This window comes from Saprospiraceae bacterium, assembly GCA_016709995.1.
Classification (GTDB): Bacteria; Bacteroidota; Bacteroidia; order Chitinophagales; family Saprospiraceae; genus JADJLQ01.
This window is the reverse complement of sequence record JADJLQ010000001.1, coordinates 1,826,133-1,850,795: the sequence shown is the minus strand read 5'-3', so window position 1 is coordinate 1,850,795 and position 24,663 is coordinate 1,826,133. Positions and strand designations below refer to the sequence as shown.

The window sequence follows — 24,663 nt, the reverse complement described above, 5'->3', positions numbered from 1 at the left end:
CACTTATTCAAAGACCATCACTCGGTCTCCATTCCTGGTTACTAAATATGCTTTTTTACCTGATATAGTGATAGTCTGTATGTCTCGAATTGCACCCGGCACAAAAAAACCGGATTGGTCGGTTGGCAGTTCTTCAAATTGCATTTTGCCTTTATTGATCAGGACAGTGCCATAACCTCCATCCATCCGCCCGAAAGAGGGAGTGACTTCATAGATATTGCCGCCCAGCATAAGATCAGTCAGGTTATCACCATTGACATCGGTAGGGAGGATAGAAAATATCATGGTAGACTGGGCTGAGAAGGGTAGAGGGTGGGCAGTATATTGGCCTTTTCCGTTGTTTTCAAAAATGGTAGACGCAAGCTGTGAGACCGATTTGTTGATAGGGTTCTTCTCGAGATCGACAAATACCTGGTCGAGGCGACTCTGAGCAAAACTGTGATAATCTGTATATTTTTTCTTGAGGATGACCATCTCACCAGCTAGTTCATCTTTGCTGAAAAAGGAATAATCCTGGTTCTGCACGTAGTAGGAGATCACTGCCTCAGGTGTTGTGTTTTGATCAAAATCAGCTACGTACATACGAGCTGGATGAGCCGCAGTTGCCCGTAGATCATGATTATGTCCGATATTGCCCGCTACCAGATCCTCATCTCCATCCCCATCCAGATCAACAGAAGATATCGACTGCCACAGCCCTTCGGTATTAGGGATAGTCCTCTTGCTCCATCTACTGCCATCATGGCTCAGTAGAGTGATAGGCATCCATTCACCACAGACTACCAGGTCCTTACGAGGTGAATTGTCAACAGCAGACCATACCGCATCTGTGACCATCCCCAGACCTTTAAAGATTGGGTCCGGATCGATACTAAAATGTCCCTTGCCATCATTGATCAATAAATAAGAGTCTGTATTGTACCCGTAATAGGGGGCTACCCGACCACCAATAAACAGGTCGACATCCCCATCCATATCATTGGGGGCTATGCAACTGCTCATATGCGACACCGCAGGCATAGCTGCGGCATCATAAGTCAGGTTGCCATGGCCATCATTAAAATAGACCCGATCCAAAAGAATATTTGGGTTGTCGATTTGATATCCCCCGGAGATGACTACCAGGTCCAGATCCCGATCTGCATCTACATCGATCCATCGTCCTGAGATATCTTCAAATCCTGCATGAGCTTCAAGATCATGTTGTTGTAATGGGAGCAATTGACCTGTGGCTGATTGCAAATAAGTGATCCCACTTTGATCCCGAGCGCCTCCGATCCACAGATCTTCTCTTCCATCTCCATTTATATCCCCAACAGCGATGCCGGGACCCTGCGACGAGAGTTTATACAGCAATAATTTTTCACGTTCAAAATCATTGTAAGAATTTTCCCGGTGGATAAAATCAAGTCCGTTATAAATGGGCGTAAGTAAAGCAGTTAAAGTCATATCACTTTTTGCCATACTTCTTGACTTGGGACGGGTAAATTTTAAAAGACTATCTATCGGGACATTTTCTTTCAGTGAGTAAGTGCCTTCGGGCCATCGAATCAATAAGCTGTCTATATGATCCGCAGTCCCTAAGCCTATATGTACGGTATAATCGGAGGATGATTGGAATCCTCTGGTCGGGTATATATCCCTGGCATATACCTGGCCTGCAGCATACACCGTGATTCTGGCACCAATATCATATTTGTTGCGGGAAGTATCGAAAAGCTGGACTTTGAGGTAATGGTTGCCTGTAGATTGATTGACCAGTAAGGTGGCAGGTTGATCGATTCGGTTGATGATGATGTCGAGGTCACCGTCATTGTCAAAATCAGCGTAAGCCGCAGCCGTTGAAAGATCTTTTCCTTCAGGGTTCCATGCAGCTGAAACATCATCAAATTGCAGCCCTGCAGACTGAGAAAAAAAGAAGTTTTTAGCACGACCATCCGGCATCCTGTTGATCAATGCGTCGGCATGTGCTGTGTCAAGCTTTTGGATAGAAGAATAATATTTGAGATAGTCCAGGTCATTGGGGCGATGGGCTATGCCATTAGCTATAAATATATCGGTAAGCCCATTGTTGTCAAAGTCAGCAAGCAATGGACTCCAACTCCAATCAGTGCGGGAGATACCTAATTGTTGGCCGACTTCGCTAAAGAATGGGGTTCCAGCCTGGTCGATATATTGGTTGAGTTGGAATGTGTTGCGTGGATACTGGTAGTGATACCCAAAGGATATTTTATACTGATAGATATCGTAAGGATCTGCACCAACGCTGTTTTTTAAAACGATTTCATCATCGGGTTTCATGTCCAGGCTGATGAGGTCCATGCGTCCATCCCGATTGATATCCGCTATATCACATCCCATAGAAAAAGTACTGGTATGCCTGAAGGAGGCATTTTGGCTTTGTCTGAATCCACCGTGCTGATCATTGATATACAAATAATCATTTTCATGGAAGTCATTGCCTATCAATATATCCGGCCAGGCATCATTATTAAAATCAGATACAGCGACCCCCAAGCCGTAGCCAATCGGACTGCTTAAAATACCGGCAGCTTCGCTCACATTGTGAAATATTCCCTCATCATTGCGCATCAATCTATCTCCGCGCAAGGGGTCTACTACTCTGCGCACGCTGGTGTCTTTATACATATCCGTAGAGTGCACGGAGTGGCAAAGCAAATACATGTCAAGGTCTCCATCCCGATCATAGTCCAGCCAGGCAGCCTGCGTAGAAAAAGATTGAATATCGAGTCCAAAATCAGCCGCCCGCTCTGAAAAAGTCAGATCGTGATTGTTGATGTATAAGAGATTGCGCCCTTTGATAGATTTATAATCACCTACCTGGCATACATAGATATCCAACCAGCCGTCGCCATTGACATCAGCCATACTGACGCCGGTATTCCATTTAGCCCCCGTCGTATGCGGTAAAGTAGAGGTGCCTGAAGTAGCTGTGATATCTTTAAAGTTCAAGTGACCGGTGTTGAGAAAAAGTTTGTTGCTTTGTTGGTTAGAGGATAGGTAGATATCCGGCTTGCCGTCATTGTTGATATCACCGACTGCCACACCGCCACCATTATAATAGTAGAGATATTCGATGATATTGAGGCTGTCGGTAGGAGTAAGCGTATTCGAAAAATCAATTCCGCTCTCTGCGCTTGCGGCGGATCGAAATAAGGTATTGGTGGGTTTGGAACAAGCGCCAAACATCAATAGGATGATAGACGATGTTAAAAAGAAATGTAACGACTTCATCAGTAAGAATAGATTAGCGGAGTAGAATTGTTTCGGGCTACGACCATATATTTTTTTCCTTTGATTTGGATAGGTTTGATATCCCTGACTTCTCCGATGATTTTAATGCCGGATTGAGCTATAGACAGTGCCTCAAAAAGATGATTTTCATGTTGGAGCAATACTTGTCCATAGGAAGCATCATAGCGTCCGGTCTCAGGTTTGGTCCGGTATTGATTGCCACCCAGGAGGATATCGAGCTTGCCATCGTGATTAAAATCATCGCAATAGACTGCATACACCGGCGAGAACTGGGCTTCGATGGGAAGCGTCCCGGGAGTGAAATGACCTGTACCATCATTATAGAATACCGCGGTTTGTAAAAAATCTACGCTGTCTATGACAGATGCATTGATAATATTGGGGGGGAAATAATCCTGAATGGTCTGTCCAGCGAAAGAAGCATATTTTAAATATTTTTTCTTCATTGCCGGCATCTGGGCTATGAGATCATGTTTGAGCGCAAATGGAAATTCTTTGTTTTCACGATAGCTGGTGAGTATTTGTTCCACTGTACCATTTTGGTCAAAATCATTGACATATAGTTTGATGGGTTGAGTAGGGGATGCTTTAAACCTGGAGTTGAGACCGTGATTGCCACCGACGATATCAATATCTCCATCCCCGTCGAGATCTACAGCAGCGAGAGTATTCCACCAGCCTTTTGACGAGACCACATTTTCTTGAATAAATTTTCCTCCTTTATTGATAAATATCTTGATCGGCATATATTCTCCACAGAGGATAAGATCTGGTAAATGGTCATTATTTACATCTGCCCAGGTTGCATCTGTGATCATGCCGCATCCGGTGAGTTGAGGAGCGATGGTGCTCGTCTGGTTGGTAAAATTGCCTTTGTCATTGATGAGCATATATCCATTGACAGGCAGCCCATAATAAAAAGGTTTGTATCGCATGCCCACGAATAAATCCATATCTCCGTCCCCATCGATATCGCAAGGGCGTACGCAGGATGTCGACTCAAATTTAAAGGTCGGCAAAACCTGGGGTGATAAAGTAAAATTTATATTTCCACCAGCAGAGTTATTGATGTATAATCGATCCATTAAATTAGAAGAAGCCTCCGGATCTTCAGAACCTCCGGAACAGACATAGAGATCGAGGTCATGATCACCATCCACATCTATCCAGGCCATACCCATATCTTCATTTTCCCGATTTCCTTTAAAGGCATCGGGGACAGACATTTTAAAGCTGCCATCCTTTTGCTGGATACAGATGGATTTTGATTGGCCTTTGGCCGCACCACAATAGATATCATCGAGCCCGTCATTGTTGGCATCTCCGACGGCCAATTTAGGTCCTTCATTAGACATCATTTGGTAGATGAGCCGATCCCGATCAAAATCTGAATACTCATTTTCCTGGTGAGGTTGGTCGAGACCTTTGATATCGATGATTGAAAACAATGGATTGATTATAGTGGGCACTATTTCCTTTTCAATGGCTTCGGTTTGATATAAGTGCAGGGTCTGATCAGCCGGAACATTTTTTAGCATGATACTTTTGCCATCTGGAAATATAGCTTCTAAGGAGTCAATCGTTGACCGGTCACCCAATCCAAATACCATATCAGGATCCATCGATGATTCAAATCCTCTGATCGGCATATGCTCCAAATATTGTCGCTGACCACCAGCCCAAAGGTTGACGGCGGCGCCATAAGCAAGGGTGTTTTTTCCCGAACCTGTAAATTTTAATTTGAGGTAATGATGTTTGAGTAGGGTGGTGGCTTGATTCTGAAAAACAAAACAGGGCATATTGACATTATTGATCACCAGATCGAGGTCACCATCATTGTCCAGATCACCGTAAGCTGATCCATTGGAGAATGAAGCCATGCCCAGGCCCCATTCTGTAGCTTTATCTTTAAATCCGAGATTGCCTTGATTTTGAAATGCACTGTTGGGTACCGCTTCGCTGGGGATAGAATCTATCAGCTGCTTGAAATCTACGCTGTCATCTTTGACAATATTGCGCACCGTATTTTCATCAGAGACAAAACTTAAATAATCCTGGTCGGTGAGATCCTGGTAGATTCCGTTGGCTACAAAGATATCTTTCTGACCATCGAGATCCATATCAAACATAAGGGCTCCCCAACTCCAATCCGTGGCATGTACATCGGCGAGTCGACCGATATCCGAAAATGTATTGGAACCACGATTGAGATGGAGCATATTACGGATGAACTGGTGGAAATACCCATTACGTACATTGTACTGATACTTGTTCCAATCTTCAAATGTAGTCTTGGTCTTGAGTCTTTTTTCACTGGAAGGCAGCATGTCGGTGACGAAGATATCCGGCAGTCCATCATTGTTAATGTCCGCCATATCAGCACCCATGGAGGCCGCACTGGTACATTGCATTTCGTTCGTCAGGTCTTCTTTGAAAGTACCATCGTGCTGATTGAGATAGAGATAGTCCCTTTCGAAAAAATCATTGCTCACATAGATATCCTGCCAGCCATCCATATTGATATCACCTACGGTGACTCCCAGGCCAAAGCCGATGAGACTGCCATAGATGCCAGCTTCCTGACTCACATCAGTAAAATGATCCATTCCTATATTGGCATCATTGCGAAAAAGTTTGTCTCCACCCAGGGTATCTCTGATCTCGCGTACATCTTGTCGAAGATTAAAACTGCCAATAGCCTTATACGAATTATTCAATAGATACATATCCAGGTCACCGTCTTTGTCATAATCAAAAAAAGCAGCATGAGTAGAGTACCCTCGATCATTGAGACCGTAGGACGCTGCCATCTCCTTGAAGGTACCGTCCTGTTGATTGATAAAAAGTTCGTTTTCTTTGTTATCTCCTTTGATATCACCAGAGTTACAGACATAGATATCAAGCCAGCCGTCACCATTGACATCTGCCATAGAGACACCGGTAGACCAGGCTTTAGAGCCGGCCACCCCTGCTTTAAGGGTTATGTCTTCAAATTCAAAATTGCCTTTGTTGAGGTATAATTTATTTTTTACCATATTGCCGGTAAAATAAATATCAGGTAGACTATCATTATTAATATCACCTATCGCGACACCACCCCCATTGTAAAAATTCCGATAACGATAAATATTAAAGTTGCGATCGTAATGTAGATTATTGGCAAAATCTATCCCTGAAACGTTAGCAGGAACTTGTCTAAACAAGGTCTTTGCCTCCGGTGATTTGATTGCTTTTTTACAGGAAAGAATAAAAAAGACGCTGCCAATGACCAGGATCAAAGTTCGCATAGGTTATTGGATGGGTTTTGGAGGATTGGTCATGTCCGTGATGATCATCCTGACTTTATTGGGTAATTCTGTAAAGTATCGGATCCTTCGATTTCCATCCACTTTGACCCATAAATTGCCTTTTTCTTTGTTTTTTATTTCGATGAACCCAGGCCCATACCATTTGTCTACTAATTGATGGACATCGATTAAAAGAGAATCAGCAGATAAAGATTTATTCCAGGGGGCCCAGTCCTTGTAGACAAATAAAGCAGGCATTTCGCTGATCGTATCATCATTGAATGTAGGGTAAAAATCGAGGTAGGCAGGTGCCTTGAGTCCTTCATTGAGGAAATACCTTGCACTTACATTATTATTGCCTTGGGTCATTTGGCCGGATTTGTTCAGATCCCAACAGATGGTATAAAAATCCTTCCGGGTCATACCTAGCTTGAGGCCTAAAAACAAACTATCATGTCGAATCCCGGTAGCCATCTCATGCTGAAGCATTCGCTGGTAGTCAGATTTGCAGGAAGTAAATAAAGCTATGGAAATGAATGCGATATATAATATTCGAATCACGGTCAGGTCTGATTTAGGAATGCAAAGATAGGGATTCCACAGGGGAATGGTGGGGCCTAAAATAAGCATCGGTTTAGATGCATGCTGTGATGGCTAGCATCCTATAAAAGGTATACAGAGGGCTTAGACCTTTTAATTAAGTTTTTCAATTCGATTTAATCGCAAGTAACTGCATAGGGCCATTATTATTAGCGATGATTACATAAGGTTTTTTACCAATAGTGATAGACCTTATTCCCCTGGCTTCCGGTACCCTTACATGATGATTGGTTGTCATGAATTCATGTTGTTTGTTTTGTTTTAGCAAAGTCAGACCGTTGGACATATACGAGCCAAGTTCAGGTTTGACGCTACTAAAATTTCCTCCCAATAAGATGTCTTTCATGCCGTCCTCATCGATATCTATGGGCAAAATATCAAACACAGGAGATAACTGACTTTCAAAAGGCAATTGGATAGGCACCATCTTATCTCCTAGATTTTTAAACAGGGTGGTAGCTGTGGTTTTACATACTAATTTGGTGCAGCCTTTTAATTGATCTGCTGAAAAAATATCTTCTATATGCTGATTTCGATAACTTTCAAATTTGAGATACTTCTTTTTTAAATAAGGCAATTGTATGATAAGGTCTTGTCTCAAGGTGAGCGGATAGGATCCATCTCCATTGAAAGTAGTCAGTATTTGCTCCGCAGTGCCGTTTTGATCAAAATCATTGATATACAGGATGACAGGCTTTGCAGGGCTAGATTTTATTCTGCTATTGAGCCCCCAATTGCCTGCTAAGATATCCTGATCGCCATCTGCGTCTATATCGGTGATCTGTACACATTGCCACAGACCTTGAGTAGAGTCTAATCCCCATCGGCCCGTCACATTTTCAAAATGATTTCGCTCATTTTGAAATATGGATATGGGCATCCACTCTCCGGTGATGATGAGATCCAGGTCTTTATCATTGTCTATGTCAGCCCAGCCTGCATCGGTGATCATACCCAGTCTATCAAGAGCAGGTACTTCCAGTTTCGTAAACAAACCTTTACCGTCATTGATTAAAATGTACCCATTGCAAGGAATGCCATAATTGAATGGTACCAATCGGATTCCTACGAAAAGATCGATATCCCCGTCGTGGTCTATGTCCGCAGGCTTGACACAAGCGGAGCTCTCAAAATTAAAAGTGGGCAGTATCTGAGGAGATTTTTTGAACGTGCCTTTACTATCGGTATTGATGTATAACCTATCTGCGAGCAGACTCGATCCCCTGGGCACTTCGTTGCCACCACTGCATACATACAGATCAAGATCCAGGTCACCGTCTGCATCAAAAAAAGCTGCATCAGTATCTTCTGAGCCGGCATCCGCTTCAAAATCGGCTACGCGTTTTTGTATAAAACTACCATTGTATTGTTGTATAAAGAGGACACCTGTTCCATTCATGGCATTACCAGCATATATATCGTCCAGATGATCACCATTGACATCTCCGACAGCGATGCCAGGACCTTCGGTGGATATCATATTGAACAACAAGCGGTCTCTTTCAAAATCATTAAACACATTTTCCGTGTGTATAAACTGAAGTCCTTTTATTGTTATGTTCTCCAACTCCTCCTGGATCGCAGTGGTCATCTGATGGACCATCCCGTTGGGCTCATCTTTTTGATCCAGTATAATGGTTTGGTTGACAGCAGTAGGCCCTAACCATTGCGTCATCCCATCAGGCCATACTATTTTTATGGAGTCGATGTTCTCGATCAGGCCCAGTCCAAACAGGGGTCGTGGGTCTACGCAGGATTCAAATCCTCTCATTGGTTCTACTTCCTGGTATAGCTTTCTGCCATCAACATATAAAGTGATTTGGGTGCCAATGGCTTTAGTATTTGCCTGGAGCCCCTTTAATTCGAATTTTAAGAAATGGCCCAGTTGCTTTTCAATGGCGTTATTTCGATAGACAAAACAGGGCATGCCGGTATTATTTATGACCAGGTCCAGATCCCCATCATTGTCGAGATCACCATAGGCAGATCCATTAGAAAAAGAAGGTGTGGCCAATCCCCATTCCTGGGCAAGATTGGAAAAAGTCAGGCAGCTATCCTGATGAAAAGCATAATTGGCCAATTTCTCTGAAGGGATCGCGTCTATCAGTTTTTTAATTACATTGCTCTCTGTCTTCATCAGCCCAAGGATCGTCTCAGGGTCATTATAGAGATTGAGATAGTCCTGGTCTGTCAGGTCTTTGTAAATGCCATTGGCTACAAAGATATCTTTACGACCGTCCATGTCCATGTCAAAAATCAAGGCACCCCAACTCCAATCCGTGGCATACACTCCGGCATAGCGACTGATTTCACTAAATCTCATATTGCCCCGGTTGAGCTGCAGTACATTACGAATGAACTGATGATGATATCCATTGAGCACGTTGCGTTGGTATTTTTCCCAGTTTTCAAAAGTGGTTTTAGTTTTATATCGCGCATCCGTCTCAGGCAGCATATCGGTGACAAATACTTCGGGCAATCCATCATTGTTGATATCAGCCATATCTGCTCCCATACTATTGAGGCTGATCTCAGGCATGTCTGATTCAATCTCCTCTTTAAAGGTGCCGTCATGTTGATTGAGGTATAGATAATCCCGCTCGAAAAAATCATTGCTCACATACAGATCAGGCCAGGTATCGCCGTTGAGATCACCGACACTGACACCCAGTCCAAAGCCAATAGCACTGGAGAAGATCCCTGCCTCCTCGCTCACATCTACAAAATGACCCTGGTCGTTACGTAATAACTTGTTTCCACCGAGTGTGTCCCTAATCTTGCGTTGATCCTTGCGAAGATCATAGGCTCCTACTGTACGGATCGAGTTATTGAGCAGGTAACAGTCCAGGTCACCATCGCGATCATAATCAAAGAAGGCAGCATGACTGGATAGCCCGGTATTGTCAAGGCCATATGCTTCGGAGGCTTCTTTGAAAGTCAGATCCCTTTGATTGATAAATAATTCATTGTGACGGTTAGCACCACCCGGTTTACCGGATTTGCATACATAGAGATCTTGCCATCCATCTCCATTTATATCCACAAAAGCCACACCCGCAGCCCATACACCCGCACAGGCGACCCCTGCATGCTCCGTGATATCTTCGAAAACAAAATTTCCTTTGTTGAGATACAGTCTGCTATTGACTTGATTGCCGCAAAAAAATATGTCTAGAAGACCATCATTATTGATGTCTCCGAGTCCTACGCCGCCTCCGTTGTAAAAGTTTCGATAGGTATAGGGATTAAATTCTTCACTATAAGTAAGGTCATTGGAGAAAGTGATGCCAGTTTGAGAAGAAGGAAGTAATGAAAATAAAGTAGCAGCTTTCTTTTGATCTTGGGATTGATGTTGAAGGCAACCCATAGAAAACAAAATGAATACAAATAAAATTTTCTGCACCAGTAGCTTGGATTAAAGTTGCAAGATAAGGAGGAATGAGTGTTAGAAGAATTGGATTTTAACCTTCACACGCGTGGAGGGACAGATAGATGAAGCGCTTTTAGAATTTAGAGAATTAATAAAATATTCAATTTGTGGCGGGTAAGTAATATTTTGTGGAGATAATACCGATATCATGAGTCAAAACTTTAAAGACAAAGTGATCGTAGTCACAGGAGGTGCCCGGGATATAGGGAAAGCCATTGCGACAAAATTTTCCGTGGAAGGGGCTCTGGTCATTATTAATTATTTTAATTCTGATAAAGATGCCCAGCATACTCTTACTGAAATAGAGGATCTCGGAGGTAAAGCCATATTGTGTAAAGCTGACCTGACCAAATCGAATGAAGTGCAAAAATTGGTTGATCTCGCCACCGGGCAAGGTGCCAGAAAAATAGATGTGCTAGTCAATAATGCGGGTGGTTTGATAGCCAGAAAAAAACTCAAGGAACAGGACGAAGCGTTTTACAATTCGGTCATGGATGTCAATTTTAGATCTTTATTTTTAGTCACACTTGGTTTTTCCGGAAAAATCAATCCAGGTGGCTGCATCGTCAATATATCTTCCCTGGCTGCCCGCGATGGCGGTGGCGGGGGCTCCTCTTTGTATGCCGCATCTAAAGGAGCAGTGACCACCTATACTAAATCATTGGCCAAGGAGCTTGGACCTGAAGGTATTCGGGTTAACGCGATTTGTCCTGGTCTGATCGATACTACTTTTCATGATACGTTTACACCGGACGAGATTAGAAGAAAAGTGGTAGAAAGCACCCCCTTGAGGCGTGAAGGCACTTCTGAGGATATTGCTCACCTGGTGGCTTTTTTGGCATCAGATGAAGCTGCATTTATCACCGGAGGCAATTATGATATCAATGGTGGTATTGGATTTTCCTGATCTTACAAAATGCCAAATACTTATTTAATCTAACGATTTGAAGAAGCTTAGAAACGCTATCAGTCGCTTTGGCCCAGCCATTATCGCGATTGGATTTACCATAGGCACAGGTAGCGTCACCTCTATGATAGTCGCCGGGAGCAGATTTGGTGCGGATTTATTATGGGTAATTTTTCTGAGTTGTTTGTTTTCCTGGGCTTGTATCGAAGCCTATGGACGCTTTTATTTAGCGACCGGGCATACTGCACTTTATGGCATGAAAAAGTATCTGCCTTTTGGGAAATATATAGCCTGGCTGATCATTATCGGAGTCACTCTTGGGCAATATAATTCGCTGATGGGCAATCTGACCATCACCTCCAATGCTATTTTTGAAGCCTTCAATCTGTTTATACCTGGCCTGAGGCCTTATAATTATGGTTTTGTAGTTGGGCTGGCAGCCATCAATGTTGCGACCATGTATTTTTTGCTCAATACGGGCAAGTATAAGCTTTTTGAAAGGATATTGACCGTTTTTGTAGGATTCATGGCTTTGAGTTTTCTCTTATCCATGTTCATCGAACCGCCGTCAGTAAAAGAGGCAGTTGCGGGATTTGTTCCCCGCATACCCGAAGTAGATGGGGCTATGCGATTGGTCGTAGCGTTTGTAGGCACGACAATGGCTTCTGCGACTTTCCTGAGCCGACCTCTTTTTTTGCAAGCCAAAGGATGGACCAAAGCCGACAGCAGGCATCATACCAAGGACTCTTTGAGAGCGAGCGTAGGCATATTTATATTAAGTGCTTCCATCATGTTTATTGCTATGGCTACTCTGCACAAAGACGGCAAGACCGTTGAAAAAGTATTGGATATGGTGAGCACTTTGGAGCCAATAGCCGGTAGATTTGCCATTGCAATATTTTTATTGGGCACCCTCAGTGCCGGACTGACCTCCATTTTTCCAATGTTGATGATCACACCAATGATGCTTTCAGATTATCAACACGGCAGATTTGAAATGGGGACCAGGCAATTTAAAGTTTTGACTGCTGTGGCTGCGCTGGTCGGGCTTGTTGGGCCCTTGTACGGAGGCAATCCCATTCAGGTACAGATCTTTTCACAAGTATTGCTGGTAGTAGCCCTACCACTGGTGATTATTGCAATCTTATATTTTGTCAACAATAAAAAATTAATCCTTGATTTGAAAGCGGGCATTTGGTTGAATACAGGGCTTGTATTGGCTCTGATTTTTTCAATATTGATCACGTACTATGGAGTAACAGATATTGTGAGTGCGATTACTAAATATATGGATTGAAGAACATGGATGTAACTCTAATTTGAATTAGTCTCAAGCCTATACAGGGTTGGAAATTACTTCACAAAATTGAGCGTAATGAGTAAAATGATGATCAAAATGCCTAACAACGAAATTATGAAAAGGTAATCGGCTATCTTTTCTAATCTTTTTTCTCGTTTTTCATTTTCACTCCGAATAGAAACAAAAGAAAAAATACTGGAGCAGGTCAGTAATATAGCCACACAGGAAGTGAGCTCATCCAATATTTGATTCTCTATCAGATTGCTGATTTTGAGCGAAGTGATGACAAAAAGACAAAAACCCAGCAAATTAGCTGAGGAATTTAAGATATGAGGGGAAGTATTGTTTGCCATTGGATATTTGATGACTAAAGATACTAGCATTAATTAAAAATTGAGAAGATCTAATTCAGGTCACGGGTTTCTTTTTAAAGACTTAATAGTTGTGTAGATAGATGCTGTTGGGAAACAGGCGGAATCACTTTTTCATTTGTCCTTTTTGGATCAAGATGAGTTTGATTTAAGAATAATTGTGTTAAAATTAAAGGAAAAGTCCCGGGTGGTTCGAAAGCAAACTCAGCTTTGCCCCAGCACCCACTCTAACTCACTTAACATCATCGCTGTTGCACCCCAGATGATATGTCCATGTATCTCATAAGCAGGCACTTCTTTTAAAAAAACAGAAGAAAGCACTTTGATGGTTTTATGAGTCTTAGCTCCAGGATTCAGTAGCAGATCGAGATCTATTTCCAAAAGTTCGTCTACTTCTGATTCCTGGATATTAAAGATGGGAAAGGGATCCCGATGCCAGCCCACGACAGGGGCAACATAAAAATTGGATACTGGAATATAAAGGGGACTTAGATGTCCAAGAATATCAATTTTGTCCGAGGTGCCGATCTCCTCCATGGCTTCACGCAAGGCAGTGTCAACGGGATAATTGTCATTAGCTTCCATTTTGCCGCCAGGAAAACTGATCTGTCCACTGTGGTGATCCGCTTCGTGCGTTTTTCGCTTGATGAAAGCGATAAAGATGTGATCCAAGCGATGGTAGAATAATATCAGGACAGCTGCTTTTTTGGCTTTGTTATGATCAGGCAATAATAATTCCCTACCCGGCACGGCCATTTTTTGATGAGCCAGGGTACCGGGAAGACCATGTGACAGGGCTGTAAGAAGTTGTTGCTTAATTGGATGTAGAAGGTCTGGCATGGGTATGGTCAACTCAAGATTTGATTCACTCTTCTATGGTCTGCCAGCCTGCGATAAGGCAGTCATCCTGAAGAAAGCCGACCCCAACACATTTTAGATCATCTTTCTGGAACCATTTTAGGCTGAAATAGTCGCCACTTTTTTCGATAACTAGGTCATAAGTGTCCATTTTTTTAGTTTCTGTGGTGTAGTAAGTGATTGCATAAGTACCTGCATAATCCGGCCCGGGAGTACCCGTAGCATGCCCAGTACCTCCAACCAAATTATCACCAGCTTGAAGATTCCAATTTGCTGTCAGTTGCCCTGTTTCGAGGTCTTTTTTATAGATCACACTGCCTACATTCATCGATTTTAGTTTTAATTGAGGTGGAGGAAATAGTAGTGTTTGTGCCAGTGCCAGCAACTTTTTCTCATCCCAGGCATTGGCCATGATTTGAGTACCTATAGGCAAGCCCCCTTTGGAGTACCCGGTAGGAATAGAGACACCTGGTATGCCAGCCACATTGGCCATGACGGTAAAGATGTCAGCGAGGTACACCGATACAGGGTCATCTATTTTTTCGCCAATCTTCCAGGGCAACACCGGTGATACAGGCAGGATGAGGGCCGTATATTGGTCAAAAATCTTATCAAGGTGATTTTTGATCATTCGGCGCACTTGCTGCGCTTTTTGATAATACGCATCATAAAAACCAGAGCTTAGAACATAAGTGCCCAGCAAGATCCGTCTTTTAACCTCCATGCCAAACCCCTCTGTCCGCGTCTTTTTATACACTTCCTCGATCGTATGGGCATCGGGAGATCGATGACCATATCGAATACCATCATATCGTGAAAGATTGGAAGAAGCTTCGGCTGTAGTGAGAACATAATACGCAGGTATGATGTCGTCCAGCCAATCCATGGAAATAGGATCTAAATCAATCCCTTCAGATTTCCATTTGGAAATGGTGTCTGCATAATTAGATGCTATCTCAGCGTCCATCTTATCTAGAAAATGTCCTAGATCGAGATAAGCTATTTTTCCTGAAGCACTTATATTTAAGGATTCAGCATATTTTTCTACCGGGCGATCACTCATGCTGGCATCATAAGCATCGATACCACTGGTCACCTCGAGCAATAAGGCAGCATCATATACCGATCTGGTGAGAAAACCTGCCTGATCAAAAGAGGATGCATAAGCGATCAAACCATGCCTCGATATCCTCCCATAACCAGGCTTGAATCCTACCAAACCGCAAAATGCAGCTGGTTGCCGGACGCTACCACCTGTATCAGTGCCTATAGAGGCCCAGCAGGTGTCACTGGCTACACTGGTGGCGCTGGCACCCGACGAACCACCGGGTATTCGCTCTGCATCATAGGGGTTTTTTACGGGACCATAGCAGGAGTTTTCGTTTGAAGAACCCATCGCGAACTCATCACATTGGACCCGACCGATGATGATAGCATCTTCTTTTATCACCCGATCCAGGACAGTAGCACTATAGAGCGCAGTATACCCTTTTAATATATTTGAGGAAGCTGACAGTGAATGGTCTTTGTAGGATATGATGTCTTTGTGAGAAAGTACCATACCGAACAGCCTACCCAAAGGCTGTTTGGAGGAGATTTTTTGGTCTAAAGCGATGGCCTGAGTTCTAGCTTCTTCTGAGTAGAGCTCTATATATTGATTTAGATCCCGAGTGCTTTCTGCTTGATCAAGAAAATGGTTTACCACATCCAATACTGTAAATTGGCCATTTATTAAGGCACACTGAAGCGCTTGGATAGTAGGGTATAATTCGAGTTGGAGCATTATGATTGCTTTATTTTGGCGATGATCTGATCGAGAGTAAGTTTTTCCTGACTACCTGTGATCATGTTTTTAAGCGTATACGATCTGGTCAGCAGTTCTTCCTGACCGATAATGATGACAAAGGGCACTTTCAGATCATTGGCATACTTCATTGATTTATTCATTTTGACCACTTCAGGGTATTGATCACTTGGTATCGCATTGGATCGCAATTGATTAGTGACCGAGGTAGCCAGCGTTATAGCTTGATCATCCAGACCGATCACCAAGACCTTTAACAAACTGACTACGCTTTCGGGGAATAACTGGAGTGATTCCATCACATCATAGATTCTTTCTGCACCAAATGAAATCCCAACTCCGGGTATATCCGGCATACCAAATGAACCAGTAAGATTATCATAGCGTCCCCCTCCTCCCAGGCTACCCATTTGTACATTCTTAGCCACCACTTCAACAATGAAACCAGTATAATAACTTAACCCTCTCGCCAGGGTAGGGTCGAATACGAGCTCCTGAGCCAGGTCATAAGAAGCAGAAGTAGAAAAGATCTTGTCAAGGTCTTCTAATCCTTTGGATCCGGAAGCTGTTGGGGCCAGCTCGGGTCTCAAAGCGTCTAAAGATTGTATTCCAATGAGGTGTAGTATTTTTTCAGCTGATCCAGAGGGTATGCCTCGTCTGATCATATCTTCTTTTACAGCGTCCGGGCCTATTTTGTCCAGTTTGTCTATACAGATAGTCATTGCGGTAAATTGTTCTGCGACGCCAGCAGCTTCGGCGATCCCTGCCAGGATGCCCCGGTGGTTGATTCTGATGGCGACATCAATGCCGAGAAAACTGAAAGCTTCTGAATAGATGGAGATCAGATCTGCTTCATACAAAAGGGATTTGGACCCGACCACATCGCAGTCACATTGGAAGAACTCCTGATACCTGCCTTTTTGTGGTCGGTCTGCTCTCCATACAGGCTGTATCTGATACCGTTTAAACGGAAAGGTGATCTCATTTCGATTCATGACGACGAACCTTGCAAATGGCACAGTCAGGTCGTAGCGCAATCCTCTTTTGGAAATACTGGCGGCCAGCGCACCGGAATCCTTGGTTTCAAGGGCATTGGCATCAGCTTCTGCAAGAAAATCACCATTGTTGAGTATTTTAAATAAAAGTCGATCGCCTTCTTCCCCATATTTGCCAGTAAGTGTCTGCATGAGTTCAAGAGCGGGGGTTTCTATTGGAACAAAACCATGCCGTTGAAACACTTGCTCGAGGATACCAAACATGTATTTTCGTTTCATGACTTCATTTGGAAGAAAGTCGCGGGTGCCTTTAGGAAGGGAAGGTTTGGTCATTTGTTATGGTGTAATTATTATGCCTGGTATTCAATTAGGTTAAAAATACCTGAAATATTGGATCAATTTTTATTGATCCAATGTAATTTAAAAGATCTTCATCCAAATTTTAATTTGATTTTTGTTTAGGCTTCTATTTTCCTCATGGAAGTAGTCAATGAGCGGATCCACGACCATATTAAAGTGGTTTTACAAAGCATTTTTAAAATTGTTTGGCAAAAATATAACAATCTTGAAAACTGATAATGTTCAATCAGACAAATCCGAAAGTAATTGATATTATAAAAGTATTATAAAAATGATATTACCTTTGTATATTAAAATTCGATGATTTATGACAGTGTCAGTTTCGTTAAAACTTGAAAATCAGACATTTGTAGAAATAAATGAAATTGTTAAGGGAACTAATATTTCCAGAAATAAGTATATAAATGAGGCTTTGAAGTATTATAATAAGTTAAAAAAAAGAGAAGCGATCATTATCCAATTAAAACTGGAGATAGAGAGAACATCTGAAAGTTCCTTAGAAGTATTAAAAGACTACGAAACGCTACTTGATGACTATGAAACAGTATGAAATCTGGTTAGTCAATTTAGACCCAACTTTTGGTTCTGAGCCTGGCAAGATAAGGCCGGCCCTCATCGTTCAAAGTGATATTCTTAATAATTTAAACCCCAGGACCACCATGATTTGTCCGATCACAACTAATGTGGTACCAGCAAGTAAATTCCTGCGATTAAATATCCCAAAAAACCAAAGTGGATTAGAGCATCCATCCGACATATTGATAGACCAGATAAGATCGGTTGATAATCGACGATTTATAAAATTAATTGGCAACTTACAATCCGATTCTATTAAGGTACTCAAAGCAAATTTGAAACTATTATTGGATCTAGAAGACGAATAGCCTTTGCTTAACTTTTTACAACCCCGTAAATTGCTTCAAAAAACGGACATCATTCTCAAATAACATCCTGATATCCGGTACTCCATATTTAAGCAGCACCTGGCGCTCGATGCCCATACCAAAAGCAAATCCTGAATATTTGGTGGAATCGATGCCACAATTTTCCAAAACTGTAGGATCTACCATGCCACAACCGAGGATCTCCAACCAACCGGTTCCTTTAGTAATCTTATGGGCTGTCTCATCAGCCAAACCATAATATACATCCATCTCTGCACTAGGCTCTGTGAATGGGAAAAAAGATGGTCTCAGCCTGATCTTTACATCGGACCCATACTGTTCGCGGGCATAATATAAGAGGGTCTGCTTCATGTCTGCAAAAGATACTCCCTCATCTATATAAAGCCCCTCTACCTGGTGAAACTGGCAGTGTGATCGCGCAGATACAGTCTCATTGCGATAGACCCGGCCTGGTGCAATGATCCTTATCGGAGGTTTGTCCCTCGTCATGACACGCGCCTGTACGGGCGAGGTATGGGTGCGCAGCAAATACTGGATAGAGTCTTTGATATAAAAAGTATCCTGCATATCCCTGGCAGGATGGTCATCGGGAGTATTCAAGGCAGTGAAATTATGCCAGTCGTCTTCGATCTCCCGATCTTCTGCTATAGTAAATCCTATACGCTTAAAAATATCGATGATCTGATTCATCACGATGGAGACAGGATGACGAGCTCCAAGCTCCATCGGATATCCAGGTGCAGAGAGATCGAGGTTGGATTTTTTCGAACCGGACTTGATGACAAAGGTTGCCTGAAGTGATTGATATCTATTCTCCGCCGCCGTTTTTAAATGATTCAGCAGCATGCCTGCCTCTTTGCGGTGATCACCAGGTACCTCTTTAATGTATTGCGCCAAGTCTTTGATAATACTCTTGCTGCCAAGGTATTTTATCCTGAATATTTCTAAAGCTTCTGCAGAATCGATGATGGATTCTTCAATCTCCAGACCGGTATTGGTGAATTTGGCTTTGATTTCTTCGTAGGTAGTTGCTTCCATTTCGATGGCAAAAATAGGGATAAGATAGGAGATACAACTAAAAGGGCAAGGTCATAAAGTGAAGGCGCTGGATTTAGTAGGCCCCATGGTATCTTCTCAAAAACCATTCAAGGCACAATAGTCCTGTTAAAAGAGCAAAAAGCCATTTAAAATTGACAATTGGATAGGTCCTCTGGCTGCTATACTGCACCGGTTTGACCGTTTTATTCTGGTTGATGATTTCTGCCAAAGTCGACACTTGATCAGGGCTTACGGTGACTCCGCCTTGTTGTGTGGCCATAAGCCTTAGCAAGTTGTGGTCTGCCGTACTCTGATAGGTCTCGAGTTGGATTCTTTGTACGACGAACTGTCCTTTGACTTCTTGCTTACCAACTTTGGTATTGACGCTCGCTGTATATTGATAGCTACCGGGAGCGAAAAGCCCTGCGTCAAGGGTATAAGCCCTCTCCGTTTTGCTAAAAGTAAATTGATAATCTTTACGATCAGCAGAGGTGATGGTGATGAAGACATCTTCAGTATTGACCGGTTCGTAAGATTCATTAAATAGTTGAGCATCAAATACGATAGGTTGATTTTCAAGATATACTTTGAGCTGCGTATATACCCTAAACTTTCTTTTGTCTTCTTTAATGCCTATGTATTGAACCACCCTGCGTACCAGGTCATCGACCATGTCAAAATTTTTATTTTCTTCAAAATTAAAATATCTCCATTTCCAAATGCCTTCGGCTGCGAATATTGCTGTGCGGCTGCCCTGATCTTCGCCGATCATGCAGAGAGGGTAGTTGGTGATGATATTGCCGATCTTTTGAGTCATAAGTATATTGGCGCCAGGAGAAGCCTGATACTCTCCAAATGGCGCGGAGACGGGAGGGAAATTTCTTAAAAACTCTTTCCATGCGGGATCAACAGTAAAAAGACTGAAAGACTCCCTGACTTCTCCGGTGACTTCATTCATATTGCGTGTGTCTCCGGCTATTTTAAGTAAAGTTTGTGCAGCGTTAAATCGAGGTATATCTGACAGACCACCCACTATAAATAACCTCGGCTTTTGAGTCTTATTTAGCTCGTTGAGGATGGGAGTGATGTCTACTGTTTTGGAAGGTAATTGATGAAAAACAACCATACTATATGATTGTATATTCTGAATTTCACCGGGTAATAACTTGGTTTCTATCTGATAGTTTTTATTGCCCTCCAGGATTTTTTTGAGGGCGGCCAAATCCGGATGCGGACCGGCAGCCAGGATCAGTACTTTTTGCCTTGCGTCCAATACATCGATGAAAAAGTCCCTGTTATTGTTCTCTATAGAATATTCATTGCTCAATGGACTAACTTTTACGATGTATCTGATCGTGCCTGCCCGGGATGCATCTATGACAAACTTTTGACTATGATACCAATCGGACTCTTTCACATCGATAGTCTCTTTTTTTAATAATACTTCCTGATTGTTATCTACTCTGTATAATTGAAGGTTTAATTTTTCACCTTCACATCGGTAAGCTTTGAGGTCAGCTTGAATTTCAAACTGGTCTCCAAGGTATACGATGCTATTGTGCAATACCCTTTGAATAGAGACATCTCTTTTAATGGTACTGTCGCCCAGGGTCACTGCATAGATAGGTACTGATAGGGAAGGGTTGGAGTAAAGTGGATTTCTGCCTTGATTATAATTGCCATCAGATGCCAGGATGATGGCACCTAAGTTCTGGCCAGCAGTTTGATTTTGAATATAATCAAAAGCAGCACTGATGTCTGTAGCCCGCTCTGAAAAATCAATGGCCTGTTGCTCGTCCGGTTTTTCACCAAATGTCAGAGGCAACACTTCAAATGTTTTTGACAGTTCTGTTTCAAGAGCGGTTTTATCTGCCAGGTACCTCGCCTGCTTATCCTTCGGCCAATTGCGCAGTATCGACTGTGAATTATCCTGGGCTATTACGATTAATGGTTTTTTGACTTCAGTAAATACAGATTTGAATAAGGGAGCAAGGATCAAATACAATAATATTGCAGTAGCCAGGCTCCTCAGGCTGATCATAAGCCATTTCCAATATGGTTTGATGTCTTTAAAGGTCTGATCCCTGAAATAAAGTATCAGCCAAAACAAAATGGCTATTCCTAAGCACAGAATCCAAATGAATGTATTGGATATATTCATCATCTTAATCTAATCGGAAATATGTCGTGTGAAAGTATAATTTTGCAAAGATGAATAAATATCCATGATATTTGTCGCACCAATAAGTCAAAATTGCCTTAATTTTCAAAGTATCAATTAAATATTCAAAGATGCGTAGATCCTTCATTATCAGTTTTGTTATCATCTTGTTAAATTCTTTTGCACTTCAGGCATCTATGATACTGATCAAGATGGATCCTACCCAAAAAAATCATCTCAAAGCATATGGTATCACCTATTGGGTATTGCAACAAAAGGATGAAGCATACTGGTTGTTAAATTACGAAGGTGGGAGTTTTGCTTTCGAATACAAGCCTCAATATGAAAAGGAATGTAAAACCAGGGGTGTCTCCTACCAGGTCCTGGCCAATGCCCAATTTAATCAAATACTCGCTACGATCGCCAACCCTGAGGTCAATGAGGATGTCATCAAGTTAGAGGTAGCTCCTAAGGTAGCAGTCTATACCCCGGAGTTTGATCGTACCGGACAACGTGTACAGCCCTGGGATGATGCTGTCATGTTGGCATTGACTTATGCAGAAATCCCTTATGATAAAGTATATGATGAAGATGTCTTGAATGATAAACTGGCCAAATATGATTGGTTGCATTTGCATCATGAAGATTTTACCGGACAGTATGGTCGATTTTATTCAGGCAATCATACAGCACCATGGTATCGACAGAATGTAATGGAGTCCGAAGCCATGGCTAAGAGGATGGGCTTTAAAAAAGTTTCTCAGCTAAAACTGGCCGTTGTAAAAAGAATAAATGATTTTCTGCTTGGTGGAGGCTTTTTATTTGCGATGTGTTCTGCTACAGATACATATGATATAGCCATAGCAGCAGATGGTATAGATATATGTGCGGAGGTGTTTGATGGTGATCCAATGGATGGCGACTGCCAGGAAAGATTAGATTTTTCAAAGACCTTGGCTTTCAAAGATTTTAAGGTCATGAAAAACCCTTTTGATAATGAATTTAGTTCTATTGATAATAATGGGAGGAAAGTAAATCCGCAGAATGATTATTTCACTCTGTTTGATTTTTCTGCTAAATGGGATCCTGTGCCTACCATGCTCACTCAGAATCATACCCGCACAGTCAAAGGTTTTATGGGGCAGACCACAGCTTTTGTAAAAGACTATATCAAATCAGATGTCCTGGTTTTGGGTGAAAATAAATCTGCTAATGAAGTAAGATATATCCATGGAACCAGGGGGCAGGGGACCTGGTCATTTTACGGAGGTCATGACCCTGAGGATTATCGCCATTTTATCAATGACCCGGATACCGATCTCAACCTGCATCCTAATAGTCCCGGCTATAGGTTGATCCTTAACAATATTTTATTTCCAGCCGCAAAGAAAAAGGAGCGTAAGACTTAAATTTTAGCCCAATGTTTCTCGGATAAAAGCGGTTGGAATATTTTGCTTAACTTTTCCGAAATATTTAAAAATCAGAAGACATGGCGAGAACTAAAATCGCAGGTATAGGCACCTATCTCCCTGAAAAAGTAGTCACCAATAATGACCTGTCCCGGGTCATGGATACTTCGGATGAATGGATCCAGGAAAGAACCGGCATAGTTGAAAGAAGATATGCCAAAAAGCACGAAGAGTCGACCTCTACCATGGGGGCTGCAGCTGCCCGGATCGCTATGGAACAGGCAGGAGTGACTCCAAATGATATTGATTTTGTGATTTTCGCAACGCTGAGTCCGGATTATTTTTTTCCGGGATGCGGTGTGTTATTGCAGCGACAGTTAAAACTAAGAGATATTGGCTGCCTGGATGTGCGCAACCAATGCAGTGGATTTATATACGGACTATCGGTAGCAGATCAGTTTATCCGGTCTGGCATGTACAAAAACATTTTATTGGTCGGAGCTGAGTTTCATTCTGCAGGGCTTGATTTTTCAACCAGGGGCAGGAATGTCACTGTCATTTTTGGTGATGGTGCCGGGGCGGTAGTATTGCAGCCTGCCACAGATCAGGACAGTTATATATTATCCACTCATTTACATAGCAATGGTGATCAGGCAGAGACATTGGCTTATATCAATCCTGGGTGTCACGGTGGCGTACACCTTGGCACAGAAAGATTTGGCTATCCTGACCAGGAATTCGGTGGGGCATTCCTCACTCAAAAGATGATCGAAGACGAAGATATTTTTCCCCATATGGATGGTCAGGCAGTGTTCAAAACTGCCATTGTGAAATTTCCTGAAGTCATCATGGAAGCCCTGGATGCTAATGGGTACCAGGTGTCTGACCTCAAGATGCTGATACCTCATCAGGCCAATCTAAGGATCAGCCAGTTTGTTCAGAAGAAACTTGGCTTGAGACATAATCAGGTATATAACAATATTATGCGCTATGGCAATACGACTGCCGCTTCAATTCCCATCGCACTTTGTGAAGCTGCACAGGAAGGCAAAATCAATAAATCTGATCTGGTATGTCTGGCTGCCTTTGGTAGTGGCTTTACCTGGGGATCTGCCCTCTTAAAATGGTAAACGAATGAAAGTAGACATTCTGGCTATTGGAGTACATCCTGATGATATAGAATTGTCCTGCAGTGGCTATTTACTCAAAGAGATCGCCGCCGGGCGGACGGTGGCTTTATTAGATCTGACACATGGTGAACTCGGCACCCGAGGCAATGCAGCGCTTAGAAAAAAAGAGGCTTTGTTGGCTGCCAGCAAATTGGGCGCCGTGTCCAGATCATTTCTAAATATCGGTGATGGTATGTTTGAAAGTAACGAAAAAATTTTACTCCAAATCATACATCATATCAGGAAATGTCAGCCTGCCATCATACTGGCCAATGCATTGGAAGACAGGCATCCGGACCATGGAAGAGCCGCTGCTATCACAGCCCGTGCTGCCTTTCTGTCTGGCTTGAAAAAGGTCACTACCCAAGACAAAGGCAAGGCACAATCAGCCTGGAGACCTGCTGCAATCTATCATTATATCCAGGACAATCCCAATAAGCCCGATATCGTGGTAGATATCACTGATTATATGGATAAAAAAATGGAGCTGATCAAAACTTTCAAATCCCAGTTTTTTGATCCCAATTCCAAGGAACCCTCCTCGCCGATCTCTTCTGCTGACTTTATGGAGTATCAATTGGCCAGGGCCCGGGTCTTCGGGCGTTATTTGCAAGTCAGCTACGCTGAAGGTTTTAATGTCGCCAGGCCGGTTGGTGTTGAGTCCCTGCTGGATCTCGTCTGATTCATTTTTAATTAAAATTTAACGGCTGATGCAACCAAAAGGCCGACCTTGTACCTTTAAGTATATTATAAGAACGATATTATTCTATCCCAGGATATCATAGAAGGATGC

General features: G+C 42.5%; 17 protein-coding genes. 7 read left to right on the top strand and 10 right to left on the bottom strand.

Annotated elements, in window-relative coordinates:
* Window positions 1-3: 3 nt before the first annotated feature.
* The 4 genes from IPJ09_07780 to IPJ09_07765 form a co-directional block, all read right to left on the bottom strand.
* Window positions 4-3,255, bottom strand: coding sequence for a VCBS repeat-containing protein (locus IPJ09_07780; protein ID MBK7371326.1), 3,252 nt, complete (start codon window positions 3,253-3,255; stop codon window positions 4-6).
* On the bottom strand, window positions 3,255-6,563 hold the full coding sequence (locus tag IPJ09_07775) for a VCBS repeat-containing protein (protein MBK7371325.1): 3,309 nt from the start codon (window positions 6,561-6,563) through the stop codon (window positions 3,255-3,257). Before IPJ09_07775 ends, IPJ09_07780 begins: the two co-directional genes overlap by 1 nt.
* 3 nt (window positions 6,564-6,566) lie before the next feature.
* Window positions 6,567-7,193 (bottom strand): hypothetical protein, encoded by a 627-nt coding sequence (locus IPJ09_07770; protein ID MBK7371324.1) that lies wholly within the window; start codon window positions 7,191-7,193, stop codon window positions 6,567-6,569.
* Between the two features lie 76 nt (window positions 7,194-7,269).
* Entirely contained in the window at window positions 7,270-10,566 is a 3,297-nt protein-coding gene (locus tag IPJ09_07765) for a VCBS repeat-containing protein (GenBank protein ID MBK7371323.1), read from the bottom strand.
* A gap of 175 nt (window positions 10,567-10,741) precedes the next feature.
* Between IPJ09_07765 and IPJ09_07760 the strand changes: the two genes are divergently transcribed.
* Window positions 10,742-11,500, top strand: a complete 759-nt coding sequence (locus IPJ09_07760; GenBank protein MBK7371322.1) for a glucose 1-dehydrogenase — start codon at window positions 10,742-10,744, stop codon at window positions 11,498-11,500.
* 37 nt (window positions 11,501-11,537) lie between these two features.
* Window positions 11,538-12,797, top strand: a complete 1,260-nt coding sequence (locus IPJ09_07755) for an Nramp family divalent metal transporter (GenBank protein ID MBK7371321.1) — start codon at window positions 11,538-11,540, stop codon at window positions 12,795-12,797.
* A gap of 56 nt (window positions 12,798-12,853) precedes the next feature.
* On the opposite strand, the gene IPJ09_07750 is transcribed toward IPJ09_07755, so the two are convergent.
* The 4 genes from IPJ09_07750 to IPJ09_07735 all read right to left on the bottom strand — a co-directional run bounded on the left by IPJ09_07750 (window position 12,854) and on the right by IPJ09_07735 (window position 17,161).
* On the bottom strand, window positions 12,854-13,153 hold the full coding sequence (locus IPJ09_07750; protein MBK7371320.1) for a hypothetical protein: 300 nt from the start codon (window positions 13,151-13,153) through the stop codon (window positions 12,854-12,856).
* 222 nt (window positions 13,154-13,375) lie between these two features.
* Window positions 13,376-14,011, bottom strand: coding sequence for a CoA pyrophosphatase (locus tag IPJ09_07745; GenBank protein ID MBK7371319.1), 636 nt, complete (start codon window positions 14,009-14,011; stop codon window positions 13,376-13,378).
* Between the two features lie 25 nt (window positions 14,012-14,036).
* Window positions 14,037-15,812, bottom strand: a complete 1,776-nt coding sequence (gatA, locus tag IPJ09_07740) for an Asp-tRNA(Asn)/Glu-tRNA(Gln) amidotransferase subunit GatA (protein ID MBK7371318.1) — start codon at window positions 15,810-15,812, stop codon at window positions 14,037-14,039.
* Window positions 15,812-17,161, bottom strand: a complete 1,350-nt coding sequence (locus IPJ09_07735; GenBank protein ID MBK7371317.1) for a histidine--tRNA ligase — start codon at window positions 17,159-17,161, stop codon at window positions 15,812-15,814. Before IPJ09_07735 ends, gatA begins: the two co-directional genes overlap by 1 nt.
* Before the next feature lie 334 nt (window positions 17,162-17,495).
* Between IPJ09_07735 and IPJ09_07730 the strand changes: the two genes are divergently transcribed.
* Both IPJ09_07730 and IPJ09_07725 read left to right on the top strand, forming a co-directional pair.
* Window positions 17,496-17,738 (top strand): hypothetical protein, encoded by a 243-nt coding sequence (locus IPJ09_07730; GenBank protein MBK7371316.1) that lies wholly within the window; start codon window positions 17,496-17,498, stop codon window positions 17,736-17,738.
* Window positions 17,725-18,072, top strand: coding sequence for a type II toxin-antitoxin system PemK/MazF family toxin (locus IPJ09_07725; GenBank protein ID MBK7371315.1), 348 nt, complete (start codon window positions 17,725-17,727; stop codon window positions 18,070-18,072). The genes IPJ09_07730 and IPJ09_07725 overlap by 14 nt, the downstream gene beginning before the upstream one ends.
* 15 nt (window positions 18,073-18,087) lie before the next feature.
* Here IPJ09_07725 and pheS read toward each other — a convergent pair whose 3' ends face one another.
* Together pheS and IPJ09_07715 are read right to left on the bottom strand one after the other, a co-directional pair.
* Window positions 18,088-19,131, bottom strand: coding sequence for a phenylalanine--tRNA ligase subunit alpha (pheS, locus tag IPJ09_07720; protein ID MBK7371314.1), 1,044 nt, complete (start codon window positions 19,129-19,131; stop codon window positions 18,088-18,090).
* 73 nt (window positions 19,132-19,204) lie between these two features.
* Window positions 19,205-21,295: a hypothetical protein gene (locus tag IPJ09_07715; protein ID MBK7371313.1), complete on the bottom strand. Its 2,091-nt coding sequence runs from the start codon at window positions 21,293-21,295 to the stop codon at window positions 19,205-19,207.
* Between the two features lie 128 nt (window positions 21,296-21,423).
* Between IPJ09_07715 and IPJ09_07710 the strand changes: the two genes are divergently transcribed.
* The 3 genes from IPJ09_07710 (at window position 21,424) to bshB1 (ending at window position 24,552) form a co-directional block, all read left to right on the top strand.
* The gene (locus tag IPJ09_07710) at window positions 21,424-22,701 is read left to right on the top strand and encodes an asparagine synthetase B (GenBank protein ID MBK7371312.1); all 1,278 of its coding nucleotides are present in this window, start codon (window positions 21,424-21,426) and stop codon (window positions 22,699-22,701) included.
* An 80-nt stretch (window positions 22,702-22,781) separates the two neighbouring features.
* On the top strand, window positions 22,782-23,831 hold the full coding sequence (locus IPJ09_07705; GenBank protein ID MBK7371311.1) for a ketoacyl-ACP synthase III: 1,050 nt from the start codon (window positions 22,782-22,784) through the stop codon (window positions 23,829-23,831).
* A gap of 4 nt (window positions 23,832-23,835) precedes the next feature.
* The gene (gene bshB1 / locus IPJ09_07700) at window positions 23,836-24,552 is read left to right on the top strand and encodes a bacillithiol biosynthesis deacetylase BshB1 (GenBank protein MBK7371310.1); all 717 of its coding nucleotides are present in this window, start codon (window positions 23,836-23,838) and stop codon (window positions 24,550-24,552) included.
* Window positions 24,553-24,663: the final 111 nt, after the last annotated feature.

Coding starts and splice junctions, on each gene's coding strand:
- IPJ09_07780 (MBK7371326.1), bottom strand. CDS start 3,255: ATGAAGTCGTTACATTTCTTTTTAACATCGTCTATCATCCTATTGATG.
- IPJ09_07775 (MBK7371325.1), bottom strand. CDS start 6,563: ATGCGAACTTTGATCCTGGTCATTGGCAGCGTCTTTTTTATTCTTTCC.
- IPJ09_07770 (MBK7371324.1), bottom strand. CDS start 7,193: ATGCTTATTTTAGGCCCCACCATTCCCCTGTGGAATCCCTATCTTTGC.
- IPJ09_07760 (MBK7371322.1), top strand. CDS start 10,742: ATGAGTCAAAACTTTAAAGACAAAGTGATCGTAGTCACAGGAGGTGCC.
- IPJ09_07750 (MBK7371320.1), bottom strand. CDS start 13,153: ATGGCAAACAATACTTCCCCTCATATCTTAAATTCCTCAGCTAATTTG.
- IPJ09_07745 (MBK7371319.1), bottom strand. CDS start 14,011: ATGCCAGACCTTCTACATCCAATTAAGCAACAACTTCTTACAGCCCTG.
- gatA (MBK7371318.1), bottom strand. CDS start 15,812: ATGCTCCAACTCGAATTATACCCTACTATCCAAGCGCTTCAGTGTGCC.
- IPJ09_07735 (MBK7371317.1), bottom strand. CDS start 17,161: ATGACCAAACCTTCCCTTCCTAAAGGCACCCGCGACTTTCTTCCAAAT.
- IPJ09_07730 (MBK7371316.1), top strand. CDS start 17,496: ATGACAGTGTCAGTTTCGTTAAAACTTGAAAATCAGACATTTGTAGAA.
- IPJ09_07725 (MBK7371315.1), top strand. CDS start 17,725: ATGAAACAGTATGAAATCTGGTTAGTCAATTTAGACCCAACTTTTGGT.
- pheS (MBK7371314.1), bottom strand. CDS start 19,131: ATGGAAGCAACTACCTACGAAGAAATCAAAGCCAAATTCACCAATACC.
- IPJ09_07715 (MBK7371313.1), bottom strand. CDS start 21,295: ATGATGAATATATCCAATACATTCATTTGGATTCTGTGCTTAGGAATA.
- IPJ09_07710 (MBK7371312.1), top strand. CDS start 21,424: ATGCGTAGATCCTTCATTATCAGTTTTGTTATCATCTTGTTAAATTCT.
- IPJ09_07705 (MBK7371311.1), top strand. CDS start 22,782: ATGGCGAGAACTAAAATCGCAGGTATAGGCACCTATCTCCCTGAAAAA.
- bshB1 (MBK7371310.1), top strand. CDS start 23,836: ATGAAAGTAGACATTCTGGCTATTGGAGTACATCCTGATGATATAGAA.